The 26,227-nt window shown below is 36.3% G+C and carries 21 protein-coding genes; 7 read left to right on the forward strand and 14 right to left on the reverse strand.

Annotated features, from left to right (window positions below; all coding sequences use genetic code 11):
• Nucleotides 1-238: 238 nt before the first annotated feature.
• The 4 genes from DM447_RS15465 (at nt 239) to DM447_RS15480 (ending at nt 5,844) form a co-directional block, all read left to right on the forward strand.
• The gene (locus tag DM447_RS15465) at nt 239-757 is read left to right on the forward strand and encodes a sigma-70 family RNA polymerase sigma factor (protein WP_112182088.1); all 519 of its coding nucleotides are present in this window, start codon (nt 239-241) and stop codon (nt 755-757) included.
• A 772-nt stretch (nt 758-1,529) separates the two neighbouring features.
• Nucleotides 1,530-2,381, forward strand: a complete 852-nt coding sequence (licT, locus tag DM447_RS15470) for a BglG family transcription antiterminator LicT (RefSeq protein ID WP_112182089.1) — start codon at nt 1,530-1,532, stop codon at nt 2,379-2,381.
• Nucleotides 2,382-2,552: 171 nt separating this feature from the next.
• Entirely contained in the window at nt 2,553-4,394 is a 1,842-nt protein-coding gene (locus DM447_RS15475) for a beta-glucoside-specific PTS transporter subunit IIABC (protein ID WP_112182090.1), read from the forward strand.
• Nucleotides 4,395-4,431: 37 nt separating this feature from the next.
• Nucleotides 4,432-5,844, forward strand: a complete 1,413-nt coding sequence (locus DM447_RS15480) for a glycoside hydrolase family 1 protein (RefSeq protein WP_112182091.1) — start codon at nt 4,432-4,434, stop codon at nt 5,842-5,844.
• A gap of 40 nt (nt 5,845-5,884) precedes the next feature.
• On the opposite strand, the gene DM447_RS15485 is transcribed toward DM447_RS15480, so the two are convergent.
• Nucleotides 5,885-7,690, reverse strand: coding sequence for an ABC transporter ATP-binding protein (locus DM447_RS15485; protein WP_198671285.1), 1,806 nt, complete (start codon nt 7,688-7,690; stop codon nt 5,885-5,887).
• Nucleotides 7,677-9,413 (reverse strand): ABC transporter ATP-binding protein, encoded by a 1,737-nt coding sequence (locus DM447_RS15490; protein ID WP_112182093.1) that lies wholly within the window; start codon nt 9,411-9,413, stop codon nt 7,677-7,679. The genes DM447_RS15485 and DM447_RS15490 overlap by 14 nt, the downstream gene beginning before the upstream one ends.
• 472 nt (nt 9,414-9,885) lie before the next feature.
• Here DM447_RS15490 and DM447_RS15495 point away from each other — a divergent pair, with 472 nt between their 5' ends.
• Nucleotides 9,886-10,764, forward strand: coding sequence for an aldo/keto reductase (locus DM447_RS15495; RefSeq protein ID WP_198663194.1), 879 nt, complete (start codon nt 9,886-9,888; stop codon nt 10,762-10,764).
• 243 nt (nt 10,765-11,007) lie between these two features.
• On the opposite strand, the gene DM447_RS15500 is transcribed toward DM447_RS15495, so the two are convergent.
• The 6 genes from DM447_RS15500 to DM447_RS18875 all read right to left on the reverse strand — a co-directional run bounded on the left by DM447_RS15500 (nt 11,008) and on the right by DM447_RS18875 (nt 15,478).
• A complete protein-coding gene (locus DM447_RS15500; protein ID WP_112182095.1) occupies nt 11,008-12,195 on the reverse strand; it encodes an NADPH-dependent oxidoreductase in 1,188 nt (395 codons plus the stop codon).
• A gap of 18 nt (nt 12,196-12,213) precedes the next feature.
• Nucleotides 12,214-12,822 carry an NADPH-dependent FMN reductase gene (locus DM447_RS15505; RefSeq protein WP_112182096.1) on the reverse strand — a complete coding sequence of 203 codons (609 nt, stop codon included), beginning with the start codon at nt 12,820-12,822 and terminating at the stop codon, nt 12,214-12,216.
• A gap of 21 nt (nt 12,823-12,843) precedes the next feature.
• Nucleotides 12,844-13,803, reverse strand: coding sequence for an FAD:protein FMN transferase (locus DM447_RS15510; protein ID WP_112182097.1), 960 nt, complete (start codon nt 13,801-13,803; stop codon nt 12,844-12,846).
• Between the two features lie 24 nt (nt 13,804-13,827).
• The gene (locus tag DM447_RS15515) at nt 13,828-14,694 is read right to left on the reverse strand and encodes a helix-turn-helix domain-containing protein (protein WP_112182098.1); all 867 of its coding nucleotides are present in this window, start codon (nt 14,692-14,694) and stop codon (nt 13,828-13,830) included.
• Nucleotides 14,695-15,033: 339 nt separating this feature from the next.
• Nucleotides 15,034-15,312: a DUF454 family protein gene (locus DM447_RS18585; RefSeq protein ID WP_241964535.1), complete on the reverse strand. Its 279-nt coding sequence runs from the start codon at nt 15,310-15,312 to the stop codon at nt 15,034-15,036.
• Nucleotides 15,313-15,331: 19 nt separating this feature from the next.
• On the reverse strand, nt 15,332-15,478 hold the full coding sequence (locus DM447_RS18875) for a DUF454 family protein (RefSeq protein ID WP_422385903.1): 147 nt from the start codon (nt 15,476-15,478) through the stop codon (nt 15,332-15,334).
• A gap of 303 nt (nt 15,479-15,781) precedes the next feature.
• Here DM447_RS18875 and DM447_RS15525 point away from each other — a divergent pair, with 303 nt between their 5' ends.
• The gene (locus tag DM447_RS15525; protein WP_112182099.1) at nt 15,782-16,792 is read left to right on the forward strand and encodes a DUF3048 domain-containing protein; all 1,011 of its coding nucleotides are present in this window, start codon (nt 15,782-15,784) and stop codon (nt 16,790-16,792) included.
• A 149-nt stretch (nt 16,793-16,941) separates the two neighbouring features.
• Here the strand turns inward: DM447_RS15525 and DM447_RS15530 are convergent, their stop codons facing one another.
• From DM447_RS15530 to DM447_RS15540, 3 genes are all read right to left on the reverse strand, one after another.
• Nucleotides 16,942-17,181 (reverse strand): ferredoxin family protein, encoded by a 240-nt coding sequence (locus DM447_RS15530; protein ID WP_112182100.1) that lies wholly within the window; start codon nt 17,179-17,181, stop codon nt 16,942-16,944.
• A 67-nt stretch (nt 17,182-17,248) separates the two neighbouring features.
• The gene (gene ribF, locus DM447_RS15535; RefSeq protein ID WP_112182101.1) at nt 17,249-18,193 is read right to left on the reverse strand and encodes a riboflavin biosynthesis protein RibF; all 945 of its coding nucleotides are present in this window, start codon (nt 18,191-18,193) and stop codon (nt 17,249-17,251) included.
• Nucleotides 18,194-18,261: 68 nt separating this feature from the next.
• A complete protein-coding gene (locus DM447_RS15540; protein WP_112182102.1) occupies nt 18,262-18,885 on the reverse strand; it encodes a superoxide dismutase in 624 nt (207 codons plus the stop codon).
• 266 nt (nt 18,886-19,151) lie between these two features.
• On the opposite strand from DM447_RS15540, the gene DM447_RS15545 reads away from it, so the two are divergent.
• Nucleotides 19,152-19,778: a helix-turn-helix transcriptional regulator gene (locus DM447_RS15545; RefSeq protein ID WP_112182103.1), complete on the forward strand. Its 627-nt coding sequence runs from the start codon at nt 19,152-19,154 to the stop codon at nt 19,776-19,778.
• Nucleotides 19,779-19,869: 91 nt separating this feature from the next.
• On the opposite strand, the gene DM447_RS15550 is transcribed toward DM447_RS15545, so the two are convergent.
• From DM447_RS15550 to DM447_RS15560, 3 genes are all read right to left on the reverse strand, one after another.
• On the reverse strand, nt 19,870-23,046 hold the full coding sequence (locus DM447_RS15550) for a glycosyl hydrolase 53 family protein (RefSeq protein WP_112182104.1): 3,177 nt from the start codon (nt 23,044-23,046) through the stop codon (nt 19,870-19,872).
• A gap of 178 nt (nt 23,047-23,224) precedes the next feature.
• Entirely contained in the window at nt 23,225-25,288 is a 2,064-nt protein-coding gene (locus DM447_RS15555; protein WP_112182105.1) for a beta-galactosidase GanA, read from the reverse strand.
• A 90-nt stretch (nt 25,289-25,378) separates the two neighbouring features.
• Complete coding sequence (locus tag DM447_RS15560) at nt 25,379-26,218, reverse strand: galactooligosaccharide ABC transporter permease GanQ (RefSeq protein ID WP_422385917.1); 840 nt, start codon at nt 26,216-26,218, stop codon at nt 25,379-25,381.
• Nucleotides 26,219-26,227: the final 9 nt, after the last annotated feature.

The following is a 26,227-nucleotide window of genomic DNA, read 5'->3' on the forward strand; positions in this document are numbered from 1 at the left end:
GGGTTGTGATCAAATTTGTAGTGTTTGTGATCAAACATCCTTTTTAAATTTAGCCGAAACTTATCAAATACTCCCACTAAACTCGCATTTTATGAAACCTTTCTCTCCTTTCACCTCCTTAAACTTGCATTTCTAGCTATCTATTGCTAATTATCTTATCTGCAGTCAAGGCACCTTTAAACTAAACTAAATGTACCGCGGAATACGAATAAAGGCGCCTTTATAGATAGAGGATATAATGGCTGACGAAACGCTAGAATTTGAAAATGTGTTAACCGATCATGAAAATATTATTTATTATTTAATTAAGAAATACGGCATTCGCGATCCAGATCAAGAATTCTATCAAGAAGGACTCATTGCGCTTTGGAAGGCAATGGACAACTATAATGAAACACGTGGTAAATTCTCTAGTTATGCTTATTTTTTAATTGATAAGACATTTCTAACAATGATACGGACACGGAATCGGCATACTGAAAAACAAGAAGCATATATTGCTACAGTCTCTAGGGAAAGAGACAACTTAATCACAGAATTAGAAGAAGAACCTGTGATTGATCCTTATCTGTTAGATCAGATCAAACAAAATTTAACAGAGAAGCAAATGACCTGGTTTACCCTAGCCGTGTTATACGAAAAATCGTACAAGGAAATTGCTAAACAAGAAAAGGTAACCGAGAACGCGGTGAAAAATTGGGCCAGACTCGCCAAACCTAAAATCCAGCTTATCATACTAACAGAAAAGGCAATGTAAATCGTCTAACCCAGGGAGCAGCGAATAAGCTGTTCCTTACTTCCTTATTTATACCAAACGAAAAGTCATCTGCCATGTAACGAAAGTAATGGTTCTCATAATTTTGGGGTGCAGGATAGATTGTTCTCTGCTTCTTTTTTAATAGGCGACAAAACGAGGCATTTTCATGAAGTATTCAAACTCTCTATATAAAGTTATTAATTGGTTACAATAGTTTTAGATATTACTATTAGTTAGATAGAAAACGAATTTTTTACAATCAAATCTAGTTTATTTTTATTTTTATTTACCTACTTTAATTACAAATCAAAACAATAAATTGAGCAAAATAAATCATAATATAAAAAAGACATTGTTATTCATAATAAATGAGAATTGAATAACTAAAAGTTTGTGAATAAAATAAAAGTTCGCGTCCCTGTATTCACTTTATATATAATGGATAACACGATACCCCTACAGGAATAAAGAACGTTATAGAATATATATTTTCAGCAGATTAGTTATACCTAAAACATTACGTTTTAAACCTGTTTTTTTTTCGTAAAAAACTCATTGTAACTTTGTGAAATCAAACAAATTTAAGTAGCTCAATTTTAAATTGTAATATATACATTTGGAATCCTCTTATCTTAGTTTGTATATTTGAAACTTAAACTTTTCTTTATAAAAGTTGATCGAAATATTTGTTTAATCACTTTTGTAAAATTCAGATTTAAGTGCTATCATTTTTTAAGTGTCGAAATAAGTCAAACTAATGAGGGAGGATAAAATGAAGATTAAGCAGGTTTTTAATAATAATGTTATAAGTGCTAGAGATGAGGATGATCTTGAAATTGTCATCATAGGAAATGGTTTAGGGTTCATGAAAAAACCTGGGGATGATGTGTTAGAAGAAAATATTGAAAAAATATTTACTATAGAAAATACTGAAATATCGAAACGCTTGACTACATTACTTGAAGAAGTACCAGAGGATATCTTTGATATTTCTGATGAGATTATTAAACTTGCTAAATTGACGTTAGGTAAAAACTTAAATGATATTATTTACGTCTCTCTAACTGATCACATTCACTATGCGATTGAAAGAAATAAAAAGGGCATGGATATTAAGAATGGATTATTATGGGAAATAAGTCGATTGTACAATGAAGAATTCACCATTGGTAAGAAAGCTTTAAATATAATTAATAAACACACTTCTATTCAATTACCGGAGGACGAAGCCGCTTTTATTGCTCATCATATTGTAAATGCAGAACTGAATGAGGAAATGACTAATGTCGTTAAGATCACGAAAGTTACACAGGAAGTTCTGAATATTGTTAAATACCATTTCAACATTGATTTTAACACTACTTCCCTCGCCCATCATCGTTTTGTGACCCACTTAAAATTCTTTGCGCAGCGAATTTTTAGTGGCCTTGACTATGCACCAAAAGAAGAATTCCTACATGCTATTGTTCGAGATAAACACAAAAAAGCTTATAATTGCACGGAACGAATTAATACGTTTATTGAAAACACATATAATTACACACTATCAAATGACGAAAAGCTTTATCTTACTATTCATATTAACCGAGTGGTTTCACAGGTGTTGACAACCAAGAAATCTTAGTTTATCGTTAATAAAGAATTATAATTAATAAAAAACCACACATAGTTTAGGGAATGTTACTGGTAAAGCAGGCTAAACCCAAATTAGTAGTTTAAGGAGAGGATAAACCCTCTTTTCCTTGCCACTAGTTTGGGTTTTTTTATTCCCAAAATACTATAGGAAGGGGAAATGATGAATTATAAAAAGCTAGCAGAAGAGATTTTAGATGATGTTGGAGGTAAAGAAAATGTAAATAGTCTCGTACACTGTGCGACTCGATTACGTTTTCAATTAAAAGATTCTAGTAAAGCAAACAAAGCGAGTTTACAGGAAAAAGATGAAGTTTTAGAAGTAGTTAAAAGCGGAGGACAATATCAAGTTGTAATTGGAAGTATGGTAGATGAGGTTTTTAATGAACTAGTTAAACTTGCTAACCTTAGTATGAACAATGAAAGTCAAAGTAACGAAACACAAGAAAAGAGTTCACTAGTTTCAAAACTCTTTGAAATTATTTCTGGTAGTTTCTCACCTCTTATTCCTGCTCTAGCAGGCTCTGGTATGATCAAAGCACTTTTAACCATCTGTATTGAACTAGGTTGGCTAACCTATGAAAGTGGTACATATATTCTTTTATCAGCGGCAAGCAATGCAGTCTTTTATTTTCTCCCCGTTTTTCTAGGTATCACAATCTCGCATAAATTAGGTGCGAATCCTTATATTGGGGGGGTAATTGGAGCAGCCTTATTTGAACCCTCTTATACAGCTTTAATGACAGAGGAAAGCACAACAGGTTTTCTAGGTATTCCGGTTGTACTTGCTGATTATTCAACGTCTGTTTTCCCTATATTTATCGCCATTGGGATTTACTCCTTTTTAAATAAATTTCTAAAAAAAGTTATTTACAAAGATATTCAGCTATTCTTAGTTCCAATGCTTGCAATCATGATCATGTTGCCATTAACCGTAATCCTATTCGGACCATTTGGAACATATGTTGGCGGAGCAATTTCATCTGCTGCATGGGGATTGATTGAAATGAGTGGTCTTATATCCGGTATTCTATTAGGTGGCTTACAAGCATTCCTTGTTATCTTTGGACTTCACTGGGGAATCACGCCGATTACACTTGATAACCTTGCCACTTTAGGCGGAGATCCTATTGAAGCACTATTTGCTTGCTCTGTATTTGCTCAAGTTGGTATTGGTTTTGGTGTATTCTTACGTTCAAAACAAGATAAGAAGTTAAGAGCCTTAGCAGGTTCCGCATCATTAACAGGGCTACTAGCAGGTATCACTGAACCAATTCTATATGGTATTATCCTTAGACATAAACGCACACTAGTAATTTTAATGATTGCAGGGGCGGCTGGGGGAGCTCTAAGCGGAACAGTCGGTGTACAAATGACTGCATATGTTTTCCATAATATCTTTTCAGTTGCAGCCTATTCTCCAATGCTCGTTCATATTGCTAGTATTTCAATCTCATTTTTTACTGCAACAATACTGGTCGTTCTATTCGGTTATCAAAGTAAAGACAAAAAAGAAACAGATAATAAGCAAGTTGCCACGAGCAATACCGAAACAGAAACGATTAGTAGTCCAATGACTGGTCATGTTATCCCATTACAAGAAGTTAACGACAAAGTCTTTTCTTCTGAAGCTATGGGAAAAGGATTAGCTATTGATCCATCAATTGGTGAATTATATTCTCCAATTGATGGTATGGTTTCCGCCATTTATCCGACAAAACATGCAATAGGAATAACGTCAGATCAAGGAATAGAAATATTGATCCATATTGGAATCGATACTGTAAAACTTGACGGAAAGTATTTTGAGTCTTCCGTCCTACAAGGAGATCGTATCCAACAGGGAGATTTGCTTACAACCTTTAAATTAGAAGAAATTAAAAAAGCTGGATATGATATGACAACTTCTATCGTTGTGACCAATTTTGATAAGTACTCTGATATATATCAAACCAATGAAAAAACGATAACAACACAAGATCCACTCTTTTCCGTTGTTCTCTAAAAAGATCATAACCAACATGTAAGGAGGAATATATATTATGAAATACAACAAATTAAAATCCTTCTCCACAGACTTTTTGTGGGGAGGTTCAACATCTGCCTATCAAGTAGAAGGTGCTTGGAATGAAGATGGTAAAGGGCCATCTGTTATTGACATGGCCAATCATGTAGAAGGCGTTACTGATTTTAAAGTGACGAGCGACCATTATCATCACTCTCAGGAAGATGTTGCGTTACTTGCAGAAATGGGTTTTAAAGCCTATCGTTTTTCTATCGCTTGGACACGCATCTATCCATCAGGTTCTGGGCAGATAAATGAGAAAGGACTTCAATTTTATAATAATCTCATTAACGAACTACTTTTTTACAATATCGAACCGATTGTAACACTATACCATTTTGATTTACCATATGGTTTGGAAGAAAAAGGTGGTTGGTCCAATCGCGAAACAGTAAATGCCTTTGAACAATATGCTAAAACATTGTTTACGCATTTTGGTGACCGCGTAAAATACTGGTTAACAATAAATGAGCAAAATATGATGATCCTTCATGGTAGTTCGATAGGAACAGCAGCACAAAGTGTAGAAGACCCTCAAAAGGATCTTTACCAACAAAACCATCACATGTTAGTAGCACAAGCGAAAGCCATGATACTCTGTCACCAAATGCTACCTGATGCCAAAATAGGACCAGCACCAAATATCGCAACTATCTATCCAGCAACGTCAAAACCAGAGGATGTACTAGCTGCTAACACCTATGCGGCGATTCGAAATTGGCTCTATTTAGATGTAGCAGTTTATGGTAGATATAATGAAACAGCTTGGGCGTATTTACAAGAAAAAGGCTATGTCCCACATATACTAGATGGAGATATGGAGATACTAAAAAAAGGTAATCCAGATTTCATTGCTTTTAATTATTATACATCTCAGACAGTAGCTGAAAGTACAGAAAGCGATTCCGATTTTTCTCACACTGGCGACCAACATGAAACTGTTGGAGAACCTGGTGCATATCGTGGATCAGTAAATGATAACTTAAGAAAAACAGAATTCGGTTGGGAGATTGACCCTGTTGGGTTCCGTACTATAATGCGTGAAATTTTTGATCGATATCACCTACCTCTTATCGTTACGGAAAATGGATTAGGTGCATTTGACAAGCTTGAAGAAGGGGATATCATTAATGATCCATATCGAATTGATTTCCTACGTCAGCATATCGAACAAATTCAATTGGCTATAACAGATGGTGTAGAAGTATTCGGGTTCTGCCCTTGGTCAGCAATAGACCTAGTCAGCACACACCAAGGATCTAGTAAACGCTACGGTTTTATTTATGTAAACAGAGAAGAGTTTGATATAAAGGATTTACGCCGTATTCGCAAACAAAGTTTTTATTGGTATAAAAAGCTTATAGCTACCCACGGAAAAGATATGTCATAAAAAGCAACAGGGAAGCAGGGGGGGTTCTCTGCTTCCCACATCAACTTCTGTTTTGTGATCTAACTAGATTGGCATAAAATCCTTTGTTTCTTAATAATTGTTCATGATTCCCTTGTTCGATCACTTTTCCATGTTCGAGCACTAAAATTTGGTCTGCATGTTTGATTGTATTTAATCGATGTGCAATAACGAAAGTAGTCCTTCCTTTCATCAGATTGGAAAGTGCATCATTAATTTTGATTTCTGTAATGGTATCAATGCTACTAGTCGCCTCATCCAAAATGAGTATAGCAGGACTGGCAAGCATAGCTCTTGCAATCGAGATCAATTGCCTTTGCCCTTGACTAATTCCAGAACCGTTAGAATCTAGTATCGTATCATAGCCGTGCTCTAGTTGTGAAATGAAAGAATCTGCATTGGCTGATTTCGCTGCAGTAATAACAGCTTCATCTGTTGCCTCCAGGTGACCATAGCGAATATTTTCTTTAATACTCGTATCAAACAAAAAGGAGTCTTGCAAAACAATCCCCATCTGCTCCCTCAATTCGCTTCTTGGGATCTCGCTAATATTTTGGTTATCGATATAAATATTTCCTTTATTTACTTCATAAAACCTAGATAGTAAGGATATAATTGTTGTTTTCCCTGCACCTGTTGGGCCTATTAATGCAATTACTTCTCCTGGCTTTGCATGAAAAGACACATCTTCTAACGTATCTACACCTTGTTCATAGGAGAAATAGACTGAACTAAAGCGGACGTCTCCAGTAAATTTTTGATTTAGCGATTTAGGATGTTCATAATCATGTGCATCCTCTTTCGCTTCATCTATAATATCAAATACCCTTTCGGCCCCAGCCACCGCAGATAAGATCGTGTTAAATTGGTTTGCTAAATCATTTAACGGTCTAGTAAATTGTCTAGCATATGTGGTAAAAGCAACAATAACCCCAACCGTAACCCCTGTTCCATTAAAAACTAATAATGCACCAATTCCAACTATAATTGCAAAGCTTAAATTATTAAGTGAATTCATTAATTTAGGGATGAAACCCGAATATACTTGTGCCCAGTAACCAGATTCTCTTAAACGTTGATTCCTTTCTTCAAATTTCTGCTCTACCCGTTCTTCTTGATTAAATAGTTTTATAATATGATGTCCAGATAAAGTTTCTTCTACATAACCATTTAGTTCACCTATATCATTTTGTTGTTGTTTAAAGTATTGATTCGTACGTTTGGTAATCCATTTCATTCCTAAAAACATTAGTGGGACAATTATAAATGTTAATACCGTTAATAATGGACTTAACAAAAGCATAAAAACAACTGTTCCAACAAGCGTTAACAAACTAGTAGCAAGTTGAATAACGGAAGTGTTTAATGTCTGGCTTACATTTTCAATATCATTGGTCAACCGACTCATCAATTCCCCACTCTGTCTCTTTTGAAAAAACAAGAGAGGTAAGCGCAATACATGGTGAAACAAGTCTTTTCTTATTTGATAGATCGTTTGTTGCGCTACCGTAATCATCCAATAATTTTGAAACCAAACTGTTATCGACTGTAGCAGAAAAACAACCATTAGAAGCATAATAAGCTGCAACAATGTCTTTTGATCAACACCAGCGATCAGCGTATCGACGGCCTTACCTAATAAATATGGACCAACTAAAGACAATAAAGAACTAACAACCACAAGCATAAGTACAAGCACAAATAGCCTCTTATACTGACGCATATATTCCCAAATTCTCTTAACAGTATGTTGTATAATACTACTATTCGCTTTTTGACGTGAAGCAGCAGGAGCCAAAATGTGACTTTGTTGTTTAGTATTTTTCATCGATAAGCCCTTCCTCATGTAGTTGAGATTGGTAAATTTTCTTATATAACTCACTGTTCTGTAAAAGCTCTTCGTGTCTACCTGCCGCAACTATTTGTCCATGCTGTAGGATCATGATTTTGTCAGCGTCCATCACGGAACTAATCTTTTGGGCAACAATGATTGTCGTACACTGTCTTTCTTTAATGGCTGCTAATACACGTACTTCTGTATTTGCATCCAATGCACTTGTACTATCATCTAATAAAAGAATAGCTGGTTTTGCGATTAGTGCTCTTGCAATCGAGATTCTTTGCTTTTGTCCACCAGATAAATTAACACCTCTTTGCCCCACCTGTGTGTTATACTGATCCGCTAAAGTCATAATAAAGTCGTGAATATTCGCATCCTTCGCCACTTTTATTACTTCTTCCATTGATGCTTGTTCATTTCCCCAAGCGATATTCTCTCGAAGTGTTCCAGTAAATAAGTAGCCTTCTTGTGGGACAAGCGTGATTTTATCGCGGACACTTGGTCCCCACTCCTCTATCCACTTTTGATCAATATAAAGTTTCCCTTCACTTGTTGGATACAACCTCGGGATCAATTTCAAGAAAGTCGATTTCCCTGATCCTGTTTCACCTAAAATACCTACTGTCTCACCTGCGTTTATATGAAAAGACATCTGATGCAGTGTTTCTTTCGTTGCATTCGGATAGGCAAAACTTACTTCCTCAAAACGAATTCCCCCTTTTATTTCTTTGTTACTGTGGTTGGTTCCCTGTGTAGCAACAAAATCTGTCGGATCGGTCTCAATCACTTCATTAATACGTGATGCTGACGCCTTCCCTCTAGAATAGTTCATTAGTAAAAAACCAAACACACCAAATGAAGCAGACATTCTTGTTGCATAGTTTAATATAGACACAATCTCACCTTGCTCGGCACCACCAACACTTAGCTCTATGTATCCAAACCAAAGCAAAAGCACGATGCCAATATTCATCCCTAACATGACAATTGGCATCGTTAATTCCATAAACCGTAATGCCTTTTTATTATCTTCCATTAGCTTTCTATTCTCTTTTTTGAATCGTTGTTGTTCATGATTATTCCGATTAAATGCTTTTACTAATTTTATTCCTAGTAGATTTTCTCTAATCACATTATTTAATTTATCTAGGCGCTTTTGCACCTTTTGAAACATTCCAATTCCTTTTGTCAAAATCCAAAACATGATAATTAGAAGTATAGGAACAACGATTACTAGAATCGTAGCTAATTTTACATGTACGGTAAATGACATGATCAATCCACCAATAATAAATAAAGGGGCTCTTAGCATTATTCGCATGAAAGCAAACAGGAATCCTTGTACTTGCGTCACATCATTTGTGATACGCGTCAGCAATGAAGATGCAGTAAAGGTTTGCATTTGCAAGGTAGAAAACTCTTGTGAACGTTGGAACAAATCCTTTCTTAGATCATGCCCTACCCCCTGACTCACTCTAGCTGCAAAATAAGAACTTGAGATTCCAGCAGCAAATGCTAGTATCGTTAATCCAAGTAATATTGCAAGCCAAAACAATATCGCAGTGGAATCTCGACCTTCAATCCCTTGATCCACAATGATACCCAAAATAATTGGCTGGGTTAGCTCTACGGCAAGTTCCACTCCCATTAGAATTAGAGCAACAGCCATCGATAACTTGTAAGGCGAAACATAACCAAATATTTTCTTCATCCGCTTCACCCCCACGGAAGCAGGGAACGGTTCTCTGCTTCCTTTTAAACTTTTATTTTTTGATCTTAGTAAAATATTATTGTTCTTATGTATTACGTTGTATGTATCAAAACTCTCTAAAAAAATAATTCCAATTTTGACTATTATACCATTTTACGGAACTCACATAGAAGGTATTTTTTCACTCAAATTGAATGAAGCAAGGGACGGTTCTCTGCTTCTTTTTTAAGGTTACATGCACCGTTCAGAAGTCATCAATAAAGGTACAGAATTAAATATTGAGAGTATCTTTTTAATACAAAAATTGTCCAATTCCTTACGATAAGGTTATTAATAAAAGAGATACGACTTTAGAAGAATGGAATACAGGTATCAATCCAATTATTTGAGATCACGCCTATTGTGTTGTTAAAATTAAATCATGGTAATCATTGTTTCCATTAATAAAGCCCATTTAAAGGAGGAGAACGAAGTGACAAATCAAAAACTAGCTGCTAAAGCAGGTACATTTACTATTGGTGGCGAATTAAAAGTGAATCGTTTAGGATATGGTACGATGCAGTTAACTGGTGATGGTATTTGGGGTGAGCCCAATAATCCTGAGGAAGCTGTGCGCGTTCTTCAAAAGGCAACTGAACTTGGGGTAAACTTTATTGATACAGCAGACGCATATGGACCTTTTGTATCAAATAAATTAATTAAAAAAGCACTACATCCTTATAATGAAGATTTAGTTATTGCCACAAAAGTTGGACTGACACGTGCAGGTCCTAATGACTGGCGCCCTGTGGGACGTCCAGAATATTTAAGACAACAAGTGGAAATAAACCTTAACGATTTAGGTGTCGATACGATTGATCTCCTTCAACTACACCGAATTGATCCTCAAGTTCCCCTTGCTGATCAGATTGGTGAATTAAAGAAAATGAAAGAAGAAGGCAAAATACGTCATATCGGACTAAGTCAAGTAAGTGTGGAAGAGTTTAAAGAAGCAAATGAAATCACGCCAATTGCCTCTGTGCAAAACATGTACAACCTGGCAAATCGCGAATCGGAAGAGATGCTTGAGTATTGTGAAGAAAATCATATTGCATTTATTCCTTGGTTCCCGCTTGCAACTGGCGAATTAGCAAAAGAAGGTGGCCCACTGGATAAGTTAGCCAAAGAACATGATGCACATCCAGCACAACTTGCGCTCGCATGGTTATTGAAGCGTTCTGAAGTTATTCTGCCAATTCCAGGAACATCTTCTGTCAGTCACTTAGAAGATAATCTTGCAGCTGCTGAAATCGAACTTACTGACGAAGAATTCAAAACATTGTCAGACGCAGTAGCAAAAAGTAACGAATAGAAGCAGGAGACGATTCGCTTCCTATGCAGCATCATAAAAACAAACTGATCTTGATATAGAGCATTCTGAACAAGGATAACTTAACAAGGATTACAGTAAACCTTATCACTATAGATAGGAATGGATTGCTTTAATCCTAATTAAAGCATTAAACCCTAGTTTTCATCATTAGACGAAAACTAGGGTTTTTGTTTTACCTATAAAATGAAGCAGAGAACCGTCTGGGACCTGCTTCCTCCATATTTAATCTTTTGCTGTTGCTCCAGATCCTGCGTCTACGCTGTGGTCTTGTGCTGAGGCGCCTGATCCTGCATCTATTTCACCTTCAAGTTTTAGTCCTGTTTGTTTTAAGTACCAATCGATAATCGGTTTAAAGTCAAGAATGTATTCATTAATACCTTTATAATTACCCTCTTCATCGCGCATCGCTTGGTAATTGTGTACAACAAATTTATCTGGACCATGTGTCGGAACATTTACACGAACAGCATCTTGCTTACCAGAACGTAATTGTTGAATAACCCATTCTACACTACCTAGCGAGCGCTCAGGGTGGCAAAGCACAAGCGGATTTCCAACCTGTCCTGGAACACGATCTGCCAGCATATCTGCGGCTTCCTTCGTATAGTTATAGTATAAGAATTGATTATTTTCATCTGCAAAAGTTAGTTCCATTGGCATTGATGCAAGGAAAGTATTGATTTGATCTACTGTTAAAATACCTCGATTTAGTTTTACATACGTATTACCTTCAACGGCCTTGACTTTCTTTGCAGCCTGTTCAACCCAGTCTTCTGCTGCCATATCAATATCTTCAATTGTAGTATCTATTGCATGTGTTGCGTGTAGATCCTCTTTTGGCAACGGCTCTTCTTTAGGCGCTTCTAATCGATTGACTAAGCTAACAAATTTTGTGAATTTATCTAAAACACTTCCTAAGAATTTGATTGTATTAGCATCTTTTAGTTGATCGTTCGCATCAAAAGCTTCTTTTACTTTACCTAGCAAAAATTCATTACCTGGCATCACAATTGCATTTACTCCAGGGGCATCTAGGATTTGACGCAAGTGTAGTTGCGCGCGAGATGAACCTTGATCAAAATAGGAAGCTCCTACAATCATTACAGGTTTAGCATCAAACGGATGAATATTAAATGATAACCATTCCAGAACACTTTTTAAACTAGCAGGAATTGTATGATTATGCTCTGGTGTTGCAATAATGACACCATCAGCATCTAAAATTGCTTGGTTTAGTTTTTGGATAGGTTCACTCTGCGTCTGGTCATTACTTTGATTAAATAGGGGTATATCTTTAATTTCAACTATTTCCAATTCGAATAGATCTTTATATTTTGTTTTGATAAAGTGAAGTAGTTTTCGATTGTACGATTTTTCTGCATTTGATCCGACAATTCCAACAAATTTCATATTAATCACACTCCTATTTTATTGATTTTCCCAAGAAAAGTTTGCAGCAGCTTTTTTATTACTGCCATGTGCATGTACTAATTGATTGACAATATTTACGAAAATAAGAAAATCATCAAATAGATTCGAAAGCTCTTCGGTTTTTTCAAGATCTTTCAAGTTATTTTCTTCATCAAAGGATTGTAGCGAATGGTTTAAAAGAAATTCTGAGCTTGGCATGATTCGTGCTTTTAATTCTGGTGAATCAAGCATATGACGTAAGTGTGCTTGTGCACGTGAAGAACCTAGTGTGCCGTAAGAAGCGCCCGTAATCATAACTGGTTTATCAACAAACGGATAAATCCCATAAGATAACCAGTTTAATGCGCTCATAAGTGATGCCGGAACTGCATGATCATACTCAGGCGTACTTATAATAACACCATCAGCTTGTTCTATCTTATCTGCCATCTCTTTTACAAGTGGCGGTAATGTTTTATCTTCTGGTTTATTAAAAAGCGGTAAATCTCTAATCTCAACAATTTCAATAGTAGCTTTTTCACTAAAATATTGTTTCATAAATTTTAATAACTGACGGTTGGTAGACTTATCAGAATTTGTCCCTACTAGACCGATGAAATGATTCATTATATTTTTCTTCCTCTCCTGTTAATCAATAATTTTTAATGCCGAATTAAAAGGTGTAATTTTTCCTTTTAGTCCTTTTGATATATATATGTTAGAATCGTTCGTGATAACAATCGATTCAACATTTGTTAAAGTATTCACAATTGTTGCTATCTCTTTAGCAGGATAGCCAAAAAGGCGCGTTGTCCATATCTCACCATCAATCGAAGTAGATGAAACAATCGTTAAACTAGCAATATCTGTTTTGATAGGGTAACCCGTTTTTGGATCAAAAATATGATGAAAACTATTATTTTCGTGTTTTAGCTTCCGTTCGTATACACCAGATGTAACGACAGATTGATTTGATGTATCGACTGCAAGTAAGTATTGATGGCGTTCTTTTTTTGGATCTTGAATACCTATACGATATTCACCTGATTTACGCGTTGATGATAAACCAGTCGAAAGAAAGTTTCCGCCTAAATTAATGTAGGCTGTTTTTACTTTATTGTGTCTTAACTTTCGGATAATTTGATCGGCGATAAAGCCTTTTGCTAAAGCCCCTAAATCAATTTCCATACCCTTTTGTGGTAAAAAAACGGTCCTGGTTTCATCATGTAATTGTATTTGATTTGGATCTGTTAATTTCAGAACCGTGTTTATTTTATAATCTATAGGCTTCTTTGCATCATTAAAGCCGATATGCCATATCTTAATTAATGGTCCGAGTGCAATATTTAAAAAGCTACTTTTAGCAGTACTGTGCAATTGTCCTAATTTAATTAGATGATACAATTCTGGGTGAACAGAAACGGGCGTAATACCTGCTTGCTGATTGACTGCCATTAATTCAGATTGTAACTCATTCGCACTAAACCGTTTATCATAAACCTTTAAATCCTCTATTACCTGGTTTATAAGTTGCTTACTCTCATTGCTATCAATCATAAGATCAATAATTGTTCCCATCATATGAACCGATTCTTCTGAACGAGGCATATACATCCTCCTCTCTTCAATAATTTACATGTTTTGAAGAATAGATTGCTCAAGATCGACAAGTTCAGCAAGTGCAATTTCATTTCGGTTCACTTTTGAGTAAGCACGAGCATCATAAATTAACTCCAAGATCTTCTCTTTCGTTTCATTTTTTAAAATAGCGTTTTTAGCAAGTTGAATCGCAGCACGTGCTAAATAGTAAGTAACATGGTTATCGGAACAAATGGTAACAGCGTAGTTTAAGAGTGCATCACTTATTTCAAGTTCCTCAATCGTCGAGTAAAACACTCCGCATTGAAATACAATATTTAGTACCCGCCATGTCCCCTCCATATTTTGAGCTGGATAGTTATAAATCTTTTCAAGTACTTTGTTAAAGTAAAATTCAGCTTTAGACAAGTCATTTTCCCGAGCGTACACCATACCAATTCCAGTATAAGCTAGTAAACGAAAGATTAAAGAGTCCTTCGTTTCTTCTTCTAGTAGAACTTGATCAAAAGTAAAAAGTATATCCATAATCGGCTGTTGCCGGAAAATCATAATAAAGCCATTTAAATAGTAATAACGAAATGATAGATGTTCGTCTTCAATTTTTTCAATATCGATACTATTGATTAGCTGATGCGCTTCTTCATATTTACTTGTGATTAGATAGAATTCAGCTTTATTCATTTTTTCAACTACTTCAGAATAGCGCACACCTACTTTTGGAAATAATTCGCTAAGAGGCAAATTTATTCTATTGCAGAGCTTAATCAATATTTTTAAATTTGGTAATTGACCATTATTTTCAAACCGGCTAAGTGTAGCTTGCGTACAAATGCCATCTGCAAGTTCATTTTGCGTTAACCCGCGCGCTTTACGAGTATCAATAAACCACTGAATATTCAATTGCCGTGCTCCTTTCTGAGTAGTTAAATCAAGTTAGAGTAAGTAATATAAACAGGGATAATTTACTCTTGTGCTTTTATTCACATACGTGACATTGACTAAATTATACATCTACATAAAAAAAGCGTCAACAGAATATATAAAATAATATATTTAACCCGTTTTATATGTCAACTTCTTGAACATAATTAACTAATTAGCCCCATTCTAATCTTTTGATGAACAAAAAATCCTCCTTATGAGAAGTTAATCTAATATCTATCCGGAATATAGTGTTATAAATGAGAATATATAAAATTATATAAAAAACGCTGACCAAGTATATGGTCAACGTTTGAATTAGTTTGTGGATTGTAGTGCTTCCTCACGAAATTCAATATGCCTTTTTTTCATTTCCAGCACTTTTTCTTTTGGAAGTGTTTGAAGCGAACCGATATAAATAGTAACACCTATTGCAATAATAAATACCATGATTTTTAATATTCCATGATCAATTAAGTAGATTGAAAAAAGAATAGAAGGCCAAAGAATGGCAATCGCACCAACCTTTGTTTTAAAAGACACAGCTTTATACGTTACATAACTATAAATATATGCACCAAATATACGATGGTGCATTAACCATCGATATAACTTATCAGAACTTCGCAAATAAAAAAAAAGCGGTAAGTAAAAGCAATGGCGTTGTTGGCAAGATCGGTAAAAATATCCCAATAGTTCCTAACGCAAGCGTAATTGATCCCACGATTATATAGACTATTTTTTTGAAATCTTTAATTTTCATTAATTATCACCTATCGTGTCTTATTATGTCACGATGAGATTATCCCTGTTTGTTCTTCACTTATAGCACGTGATGAAATGTAAGTCAAGTGGAAGCAGGGGATGGTTCGGGACCGATGATAAAGTCCAACTTTTTCAAAATCAAATTGTCGTTGATGGGACATTTATGTACCTCCAAAATAGACCGCTTTTCAAAAATAACTACTTTTTCACTGGTCCTGAACCACCCCCGCTTCCCAATTCTTAATAAATTCATGGTAGAATAACAAGTATATGAATACATAGGTGGAAAGGAAGTACTAATATGAAAAAGGCCAGTTACCTTGTTATTTTAGCGCTAATCGTACTACTAGTTGGTTGTAATCAAAATGAAGACTCAATGAAAAGCGCTGGAGATTTGGAGAGCACAGCGCGGATAGATACAGAAAAACAACAATTAGAAATAGGACCAGTTTCTATTACTACTGGTTTACCTCTAGAAGAGGAAAATACCGAAAATCCTAAATTCTCTGTTATGATTGAAAACTCTCCTGACGCTCGACCTCATTCGGGTTTAGTTCAGGCAGATGTCGTTTATGAGATGGAAGTCGAAGGAAATGTGACGCGTTTTCTTGCTCTTTATAACGATGATATTCCTGAAAAAGTTGGTCCAGCTCGTAGCTCTAGACATTATTATTTACCAGTTGCAGAATCATGGAGTATGCCTTATATCCACTTTGGTGGCTCACCACAAGCATACAATAAGTTAAGTACGCTCAATGTTCCTACAATAGATGGGATGACACAAAGTAATTACTTTATAAGGGATAGCAGTAGATATGCCCCGCACAATGCATATCTTGTTACGAACCAGTTGGATGCTTTTGAAGAGGAACCTATAAATGAAAAGTTTGCATTTGATGAAGATGCCAGCTACGAAGAAGCCTTGAACTCTACTTCTTTAGAAATCACTTATAACAATTTTACCCACGTAGAATATCAGTATGATGAAGAGGCAAATCAATACAAGCGTTTTTTAGAAGGACAGCCTCATGCGGACAGAGAAACTGGAACGCAGATTAGCGCAAACAACATTATCGTTGCTTACGCTAATCAACAATTAATTCCTGGCGATAATAGTGGAAGAATTGATATAACGTTAACAGGTACGGGGGAAGCAGTGTACTTTTTAGACGGGCAAGCTGTCAAAGGAACATGGAAAACGGAAGACGGAAATCTTGGCTTTTATCTAGATGATACACTTATTGCGCTTAATCCTGGTAAGACGTGGGTACAAGTCGTAGATGCATCAAAAAAAGAGAATGTCTCCTACTAAATAAAATGGTTTTTTCTTATAATTGCTCGGTAAAAATGAAACAAACATCAAAAAAGGCTCTTGATAAATTATCGAGAGTTTTTTAGATTACTGCTATTCTTCTTTAATGATAGCAATATGTATAGTTAGAAAAAATACTAGCCTTTTGTTTAAGAGTTTTCAAAGAATTGTTCAGCTTTTTCTAGATAAGGTTCCTGTGCTTCTGTTAAATCAAACTCCTCAACAATCGCATCAACAGGACACACTGCAACACAGGCTCCGCAATCAATACAAATATCTGGGTTAATGTAGAACTGGCTTTTGCCTTCTTCTATACAATCGACAGGACAAACCGTTACACATTCTCCTGCTTTTTCCGTTTCACACGGGCTTACAATTACAAACGCCATATTATACCTCCTTGATAAAAAATTTCATCCATATTGTAGATGACGAGAAAAATGACTCCTGGAGTTTCTATATGAATCCCATTAGCTTTTCTGCTTCGCTCTTATCGAGTTCCATTTGTTTTACTAAGTCATCTAAATTAGAAAAATTAATTTCTCCTCTAAGATATCGTAAGAAAGAAACAGATACAGATTTTCCATATAAGTCGCCAGAATAATTGAGTAAATATGCCTCGACTAAATAGCCTTCACCATTTACACTAGGGCGGTAACCAGCACTGATAAGCGCATGGTAATAATCAGTAATTATTGATTCATTATAAATGCCAACTACCCCAAGGTAAACACCTGGTTTAGGTTCGACATATGCTTCAGTTTCCCCGATATTAATAGTCGGGAATCCCAGCTTTCGCCCCATTTTTTCTCCATGGATAACTGTCCCTTTTATTGCAAAAGGACGACCTAACAGAGAATGCACTGGTTCCATAAGCCCTTCCTTAATCGCTGCACGGATAGTACTACTACTGATTTTCTGTGCATTTTCTTTAATTAAAGGTAAAACTGTTACATCTATATTAAGCTGCGCACATAATTGAACCAGTTCTCCTGTACTTGAAGCACCACCAGAACCAAATCGGAATCCTTCTCCAATTATAATCCGCTTTATATTTAACTGTGAAAGATGCTCAACAACAAACGTGTTTGCTGTCGTCTTTGCGTATTCTTTTGTAAATTTAATTCGATAATACCGACCGACACCATATTGCTTTAGTAAAGCGAGTTTGTCATTATCGGGGGTTATTCGCTTTTCAAAATCCGCGTTTTGTTTGAGGATCCAAAGCGGATGGTCAGAAAAACCCATTACGGCTAATGTCTCACTACTTTCATCGATAAAACCTTTTGCTGTTTGAAGGATTTGCTGGTGTCCCTTGTGAATACCATCAAATTTACCTATTACTAGTACTAGTGGGTCTTTATTCAGGGGTGGTTTACCTGTTACATCGATAATTTCCATTCTCTATCCCTCTTCTAAAATTTCAGTTGATACAATAAGGTACCATAAAGGTACCTTATTGTTATGTCTTATTTGTTTGTAGCTTGTGCGAATTTATCCGCCACTACATCCCAGTTAATGATATTAAAGAAGTTTTTTATATAATCTGGTCTTCTGTTTTGGTAATTTAAGTAATATGCGTGTTCCCATACATCAAGTCCGAGAATTGCTGTTTTACCATCCGTAATCGGGTTATCTTGATTTGGCGTGCTAGTAATTTCTAATTCCCCATTACCATTTACTACAAGCCATGCCCATCCTGATCCGAAACGAGTCGTTGCTGCATCAGAAAATTTTTCTTCAAACGCGCTAATGCTTCCGAATGCTTGATTAATAGCATCTGCTAATTTACCAGTTGGTGCAGCTTGTTCTTTTCCAGGAGCAATCACTTCCCAGAAAAGTGTGTGGTTAAAGTGTCCCCCACCATTGTTTCTAACAGCAGTTCTTACTTCTGATGGAACAGCTTCTAAGTCGCTAAGTAATTCTTCGATTGATTTACCCTCTAACTCTGCTTTGCCTTCAACAGCAGCATTTAGCTTCGTTACATATGTTTGGTGGTGCTTGCCGTGGTGAATCTCCATTGTTTGTTTGTCGATATAAGGTTCCAATGCATCGAAACCATACGGTAGTGCTGGTAATTCAAATTTAGCCATAATACTATTCCCCCATTACTTTTAGTCTTTTTATACTAAAAGGTATAAAAAGTATAATAATAGATTATTCGATATAAAATTAAAAATCAATCCATTTGCTCAACAAAAATTTCCACTTTTTATATTTGTTGCTACTAGCTGATAATCTGTTTCTCTTTTAAGTTTTTATACTTTCTTATATAATAAGCACACAGCAATAAACTAGTGAACTATTCGAATCAGATTGGACAAATATAGATTGATTCTCAATAACTGAGGTGTTTAGATTGGAAAAAACTAAAACTACCACGAAAGATAAAATCCTTGATTTATTAAAAAAGAAAGTAAAATTAACTGTCGGCGAGTTAACACAACATTTAAATATCACAGACATGGCAGTAAGAAAACACCTTTCTGTTATGGAAAAAGATGGCCTAATCTTTTCAGAAGAAGCTAAAAAACCCATTGGAAGACCGATGCTACTTTATTATTTATCAGAGAAAGGCGAACTCCTTTTCCCGAAAAACTACGAGGGATTAAGTGTTGAATTTTTGAATGATATTAGTGACCTATACGGAAATGAATCTATTGAACAATTATTTAAGAAAAGAGAACAACGTCTTACCAAAGAATACGCTACTAGAATCGGAAATAAATCAGCAAGTGAGAGACTAAATGAGATCGTTCAAATCCAAAATGAAAAAGGATATATGGCAGATTCCTCTCAATTAGATGAAAATACGTATGAAATAATAGAATATAATTGTCCAATCATGGCCGTAGCAAAAGAATTCAAAACAGCTTGCCAATGTGAGACAACTATGTTCAAAAATGTACTCAAAACAGAAAACGTTAAAAGAACAAGCTGCAAAACAGAAGGAAATAACCACTGTAAGTTTACTGTTAAATTTTAAAGAAGCAGAGGACGGTTCTCTGCTTCCAAAAACCCCCTCAACATAACAAAATACTAATCTGCTAGCTGAGGGGGTAATTTTACAAATATAATTAGTCTCGTACTTTTCTTCTATTAGCTACTAAGGAAATAGTTCCACCAGCTAATAATAGCGCACCTAACATCAACCACTTAAACTGATTGGTTGCAGTATCGGGTAATTCAGAATCAGAAGTCACTTGATCAGCAATTTCAAAGACACCATATGCACTAAAGTGTGTCAATTCTGCAACTACTTCACCAGTCTCCTTGTTGTATGAAATTGGTGTGATAAACTCTTTCTTCTCCCCATTTTTATCAATGTATACTACTCTCAAATCATCCCAATTCTTAACTTTATCTGGGTCAACTTTAAATGTAACAGTAATCGGGGTATCACTAAAATCAGTAATTTCCTCTCCACCTATTAAAAGGGAGAAATCGATTAACTCACTCAAAACATCTTTATTTTCATTGGTAATCTTATTGGAAACTTTGCCAAATTCAAAGACCAAATCTCCACCTCTTGAAAGTAATGCTACTGGAATAGTAGCTTTCACGTTACCATCTGTAAGTTCAAGAGAATATCCATCAGCAAACTTCTCTAACTCTGCTTTGCTAATTTTAACGACCTTTGAAGCGTTAGGATACGTGTAAACCTTACTTGTACCTGGATCCTGTATCACAGGTTCTTCAGTCTCTGGCTCTTCTGCTCCAGGTTCCTCTATCTCTGGCTCTTCAGTCCCTGGATTCGGCTGTTCTCCATCCTGGTCACCTGGTTCTTCCGGTTCTTGATAATCTCCTACTTTATAAAAATTAAAATCATCTAATGTTCCCCATGCCCCTGCATCTGCTTGGATCACTGCACCTATCGTGATTGTTCCATCTAATACGAGAATGTCGCCAATTTCTGGATTGTTCCAATTGGTCCAACCACTCACTTCTGTCTCCGCTTCAAGGGTTTCATCCGCTGTTTTCGTATAAATGTACATATTAGAATCTCCAGCGTCTCCACCTTGTAAGAACATCGAGTAATTATAATAACCCGGTTCTAAACCAGTAATGGTCTGTTCTGCTTGAAAGTCCACTCCAGTAGCAGAATAAAAGTGTAAAGAGTAATCTCCTGATTTAGCATCCGCTGCATTGTTTTGAAAGTCCGTATGTGCTGTTCCACTAGGATAGGTAATAGTCCACATGCTACGATCACTATTCTCAAAGCCTGGATTTGCTACAAAATTCATCGCCTTTATTTCAAGATGTGCTACAACAGTATGTCCATCATCTGTAACACCTGTAATATCATATTTGCCAGCACCACTGTTAATTGCTTGGTCTAATGCCTCAGTGTCCCATGTGACGGAACCGTCCTGTTCACTTCCATCGTTATAAACGGCTGTTACAGTTTCCGGTAATGTTATCTCATCACCTAGATTAGCAGTAACTGTTATATCATTAATCTTATCAATCTCCAAACCTGCCACTGCACCAGTATCAATATAGTTAAATACGTTTAATGAAGCTAATGGATGGCCGTTAAAATCAAATAATGCTTGATTGTCGACCGCGCTTCCTCCGTACCATTCACCCGCATCTTCCGGATCATACTCAGCTGCAAAACTAGTTGCCCAACCTGAACCCTGTTGTTCCCAAATCGTTTTATTTTCTTCTAACTCTTCAGCAGAACCAACTGGAAGCCATGCAGGTTCCCAATAAAATACACCAATACCCGCTTCACCAACATCAGCAACTGCTTGAAATACATCTCTGAGTGCATTCGCTTGTCCTTGTACCGTAATCGGGTAGTTCAATACTTGTCCAGAATCCTTTGGTGCTGTATTACCATGTCCGTCTCCATCTTCTTCCGTGTAAACATAGGAAGTTTCCGCTACCATCACTTGTTTACCATACGTATCAGCAACATTTTTAAGCACCGCGGTTAAATTATCAAGCGTCCCATGCCAAAATGGATAATATGAACTTGCAAACACATCATAATCTACATTATTATTATCCAATGTTTCCGCAATCCCACTATATCTTCCAGAAGATTCTGGATTGGTAAAATGTAATGCTATTATAATAGAAGTATCTACATCTCTAATTGCCTTACTTCCTTCATTAAATAATGCACTCATCTTTGTCCAATCAGTTTCCCCAACAAATCCACCATTCGTTTCATTCCCAACTTGAACCATACCAACGTCAACACCTGCATCAAGTAAAGCTTGGACGCTATCATTTGTATAGGTATAAACTGCATCTTTCTTGTCATCAAAACTTAGATCTTCCCACGCCTTTGGTGCTTGTTGTTTCGCAGGATCTGCCCAAAAATCCGAGTAGTGAAAATCTACTAAAAGCTTCATATCATTTGCCGCAGCTCTTTTTCCTATTTCAATCGCCTTCTGTAAATCATTATTACCGCCACCATAGCCATTACCGTCTGCATCGTATGGGTCATTCCATATACGCACACGAACATAGTTAACACCAGAATCTTTTAATGTTCTGAAAATATCCTGTTCGTTGCCCGCTTCATTGTAGTATTTCACACCGCTATTTTCTAATGAAAGAATACTAGAAACGTCGACACCTTTGATAAAATCATCAGCCATTCCATCTACTCTTTCTACAAAAATAGCAGCTTCGACTGGATCAGGAATAGTCACGCCATCATCGTTTGTAGATAGCAGTTGGAAGCTATCTACATAACCCCATGCATTCGGTTCACCATCAACAATTGCTCCAACTTGAAAATCAGTTACATCTTCAGTTATTTCAAAAGTCAGTGTAACTGTTTCCCAATTATTATATCCTGTTGTCGTTACCACATTTTCTATATCTTCTCCTGCAAATAATTTCACGTTACTTGCTTCAGCATCTGAACCACCCATTACATTTACAGAAAGCTCATAACTTCCAGCTGAAAGGCTCGTAATTGTTTGACTTAACCTAGAGGATTGATTTCCTTCTGCTGTATCTTGCACCCAAAAGTTAGTTGCAAACTCCCCCTCATCTTTGGTCATCCACTCATCTTCCACATATTCAAACTGGTTAACATTAACCATCCCTTGAGAAGTTACCTCCCATGATCCGTCATCCCAAAAGTCTGTCTCAAATCCACCATTTGTTAATAGGTTTGTCGATGAAGCTTGCACATTTACAGAATTTGTATTTATTCCAAATGTGCTAAACATTAGCAAAAATGCAAGTAATACGTAAACAAATTTCAACTTTTTCCCTTTTATCCTCATATCTCTTATCTCCTCTTATTCATTTATTTTTTACATTGTTCTTGTGCAAAAACGAGTGTTTAAACTCCACCTTTCATATTTATTAAACGCTTTCATTTATAGGTAGATAATAAAGCAAAGAACCGTCCCTTGCTTCCTCCCCATACAAAAGAGAGGAAGCAGAGAACCGTCCCCTGCTTCATTTTCTTGGTTGTTCTAGTATTCTGACTTCGTATTGTTTTAGTGTGAGTTGTTCTGGGACAATTTCTCCGGTAACTAAATCAGTTAAGTTGGAATCGAATGCTATTTGTTGTGCTTCTTCGGTAAAGTTCATCACAAAGACATAGTCAGATTCCACACCTTGTCTTGCTTGGACTGAAACGCCTTTACCATGTTTACTAGCAACAACTGGCTTAAGTGCTAATTCCTCGATTAATGTTTGATAAAAATCACGATGGAATTGATCATCTAACCTTGCCCCAATATAATAGGACTTCCCTTGTTGATAGGAATGACTTGTAACAGCAGCTGTATTTTCATAAAAATCTTCTTGATAGATTCCTTCTGTAGTAGCTGTTGCTAAATCAAGGACAGTTGCATAATCCTTCACTTCATATTTCTTATCTTGATAGGTAACCATATTTCTATCTTTTGGATACAATGTATCTGTTTCCGTTGGCTTCATTCCAAATATATCTTGTAAATCTTTATGCCATCCACCTAAAAAGGTTAGATCATGTTCATTCACGAGCCCACTGATATAGGTCATAACTAATCGACCACCACCAGCAACAAAGACTTTTAAACGTGCAATCGTAGCTTCACTTACTAAATAAAGCATCGGAACGATTAACAATTTATAATTAGAAAAATCTTGTTCTTTTGTGATCACATCTACTGGAATATCTTGTTCCCAGAACGTACGATAGTGCTCTTGCAATGTTTGCGGGTATTGTTTCGTTGAAAGTCCAAATCCCTGTGCATCATTTAATGCCCAGTTACTTTCCCAATCATACATAATCGCCACATCTGCAGGACGATTTGTTCCGACAACATCAGAAAGCTTCTCTAATGTTTCCCCCACTTTAGCAACCTCTTTAAACACACGATTTTCAGAACTATTATCATGATCAACTACTGATCCATGAAACTTCTCTGATGAACCACGAGATTTGCGCCATTGGAAATACATAATGCTGTCTGAACCATGCGCAAGCATTTGCATCGAGGAAAGTAAGTGCATTCCAGGACGTTTCGCTTTATTTACTTCATGCCAGTTTACTAGGCTTGGCGTTGATTCCATTAAAAGAAATGGCTTTTGCTTTAAGCTACGATACAAGTCATCGATAAAACCAACCTTCATCGCTAAATCAGCAGTTGTTTCCCAGTCATTGTGCCATGCAGGATATGCATCCCAGCTAATAACATCAAGGTGCTTTGCAAATTTACTGTAATCGAGTGACTGAAATGGAATTAAATCAAATGTATCAGCCATGAAGTTCGTTGTAATCGGAATGTCTGGTGTCAGTTCACGCATTGGGACAATTTCATTTTCATAAAAGTCTATCGTTTGGTCGGTTACGAAACGGCGCCAATCCAAATTTAAACCATGGACAGCACTCTCCCCAATTGGTGAAGGCGATTCTATCTGTGACCAATCGGAAAACGTATGGCTCCAGAATGGACCCCACCACGCATCGTTCAATGCTTGAAGATCATCCTTGTATTTTTCCTTCAACCAGCCTCTAAATGCCTGCTGACAATTATCACAATGGCATTCACCACTATATTCATTTGAAATGTGCCACATGATTAATGCAGGATTCTTACCATATCTTTCTGTAAGTAACCGATTCATCTGTTGTGTTTTTTCACGGTAAACAACTGATGAAAAACAGTGATTGTGACGACCACCGTGCAGTTGTTTCACACGACTTTCATTTACACGTAATACTTCAGGATACTTTTGTGACATCCACGCTGGACGCGCTCCACTTGGTGTAGCTAAAATAACGCGACCCTTGATGTTCGCAATATTTTCAATGATTGTGTCCAGCCATTCAAAGTTGTACACACCTTCTTCAGGTTCCAATGTACTCCACGCAAAAATTCCTAATGAAAATGTATTTGTATGTGAAAGTTTCATCAAGTTTATGTCATCGGCTAAAATTTCTGGTCGATCTAACCATTGATCAGGATTGTAGTCGCCGCCATGAAGCATAAAATCTGCTTTCGTTACATAAGTCTTTTGGTGTTTTGGCATGTTACTGTCCCCCATATTTTTATTTATCTATTTATCGATACCTAGGTTGAAGCCCTATTAGGATTAATAATTCCCAGCAATCCTTCATTCTTACCCTTTCGTTCCACCTGATGTTAACCCTGATACAAAGTTCTTTTGTAAAAGAACGAATACGACAGCGATTGGAATACTGATTAGAATGGCACCGGCAGCAAACGTTGTATAACTTGCGCCCATTACATCATTAACTAAATTGTATAAACCAATTGGCAATGTATACGATTCAGGTGACCGCAAGATGGTTGATGCTAAAACGAAATCAGCAAGCGGAATAATAAAGCCATTCATTGCGACAACAGCGATCATTGGTCTAGATAATGGCATGATAATTCGAAAGAAAATCGTTGTATTACTCGCGCCATCAATTCGTGCACTTTCATCTAATGACATTGGAATCGAGTCGATATAACCTTTCATTAGATACGTACACATTGGAATTTGACCACCAATGTAAAGGAAGATCAACAACCAATGACTGTTCATTAAGCCAAGAACTTGTGCTAATACAAATAATGCAATTAAAGCTGAAAACTGTGGGATCATTTGTAATAGCAAAAATAGGGTTAAGCCATTTTTTCTACCAACAAAACGAAATCGTGAAAAAGCATAAGCCATAAAGGAAACACTGATAACTGTTCCAATCATCGTTAACACACTAATTTTGATAGAATTTGTATACCATTGTCCATACTGGAGACTTTCTTTGCCTGCAAATAACTCTTTGTAATGATCCAAAGTCGGATTTTCAGGAATGAGCGAGGTGCTTATTAAACTATTACCTGGATTAAAGCTTGCGCCCACCGTCCAAAGCAACGGATAAATAATCACAACCATCATGAAAATGAGTAAAGAGTAAGAGGCAAAGAGTCGGGTAAATTTCTTTCTCTTCATATTCGTCAT

It is taken from the genome of Paraliobacillus zengyii, from assembly GCF_003268595.1.
In the GTDB taxonomy this organism is placed as follows: domain Bacteria; phylum Bacillota; class Bacilli; order Bacillales; family Amphibacillaceae; genus Paraliobacillus_A; species Paraliobacillus_A zengyii.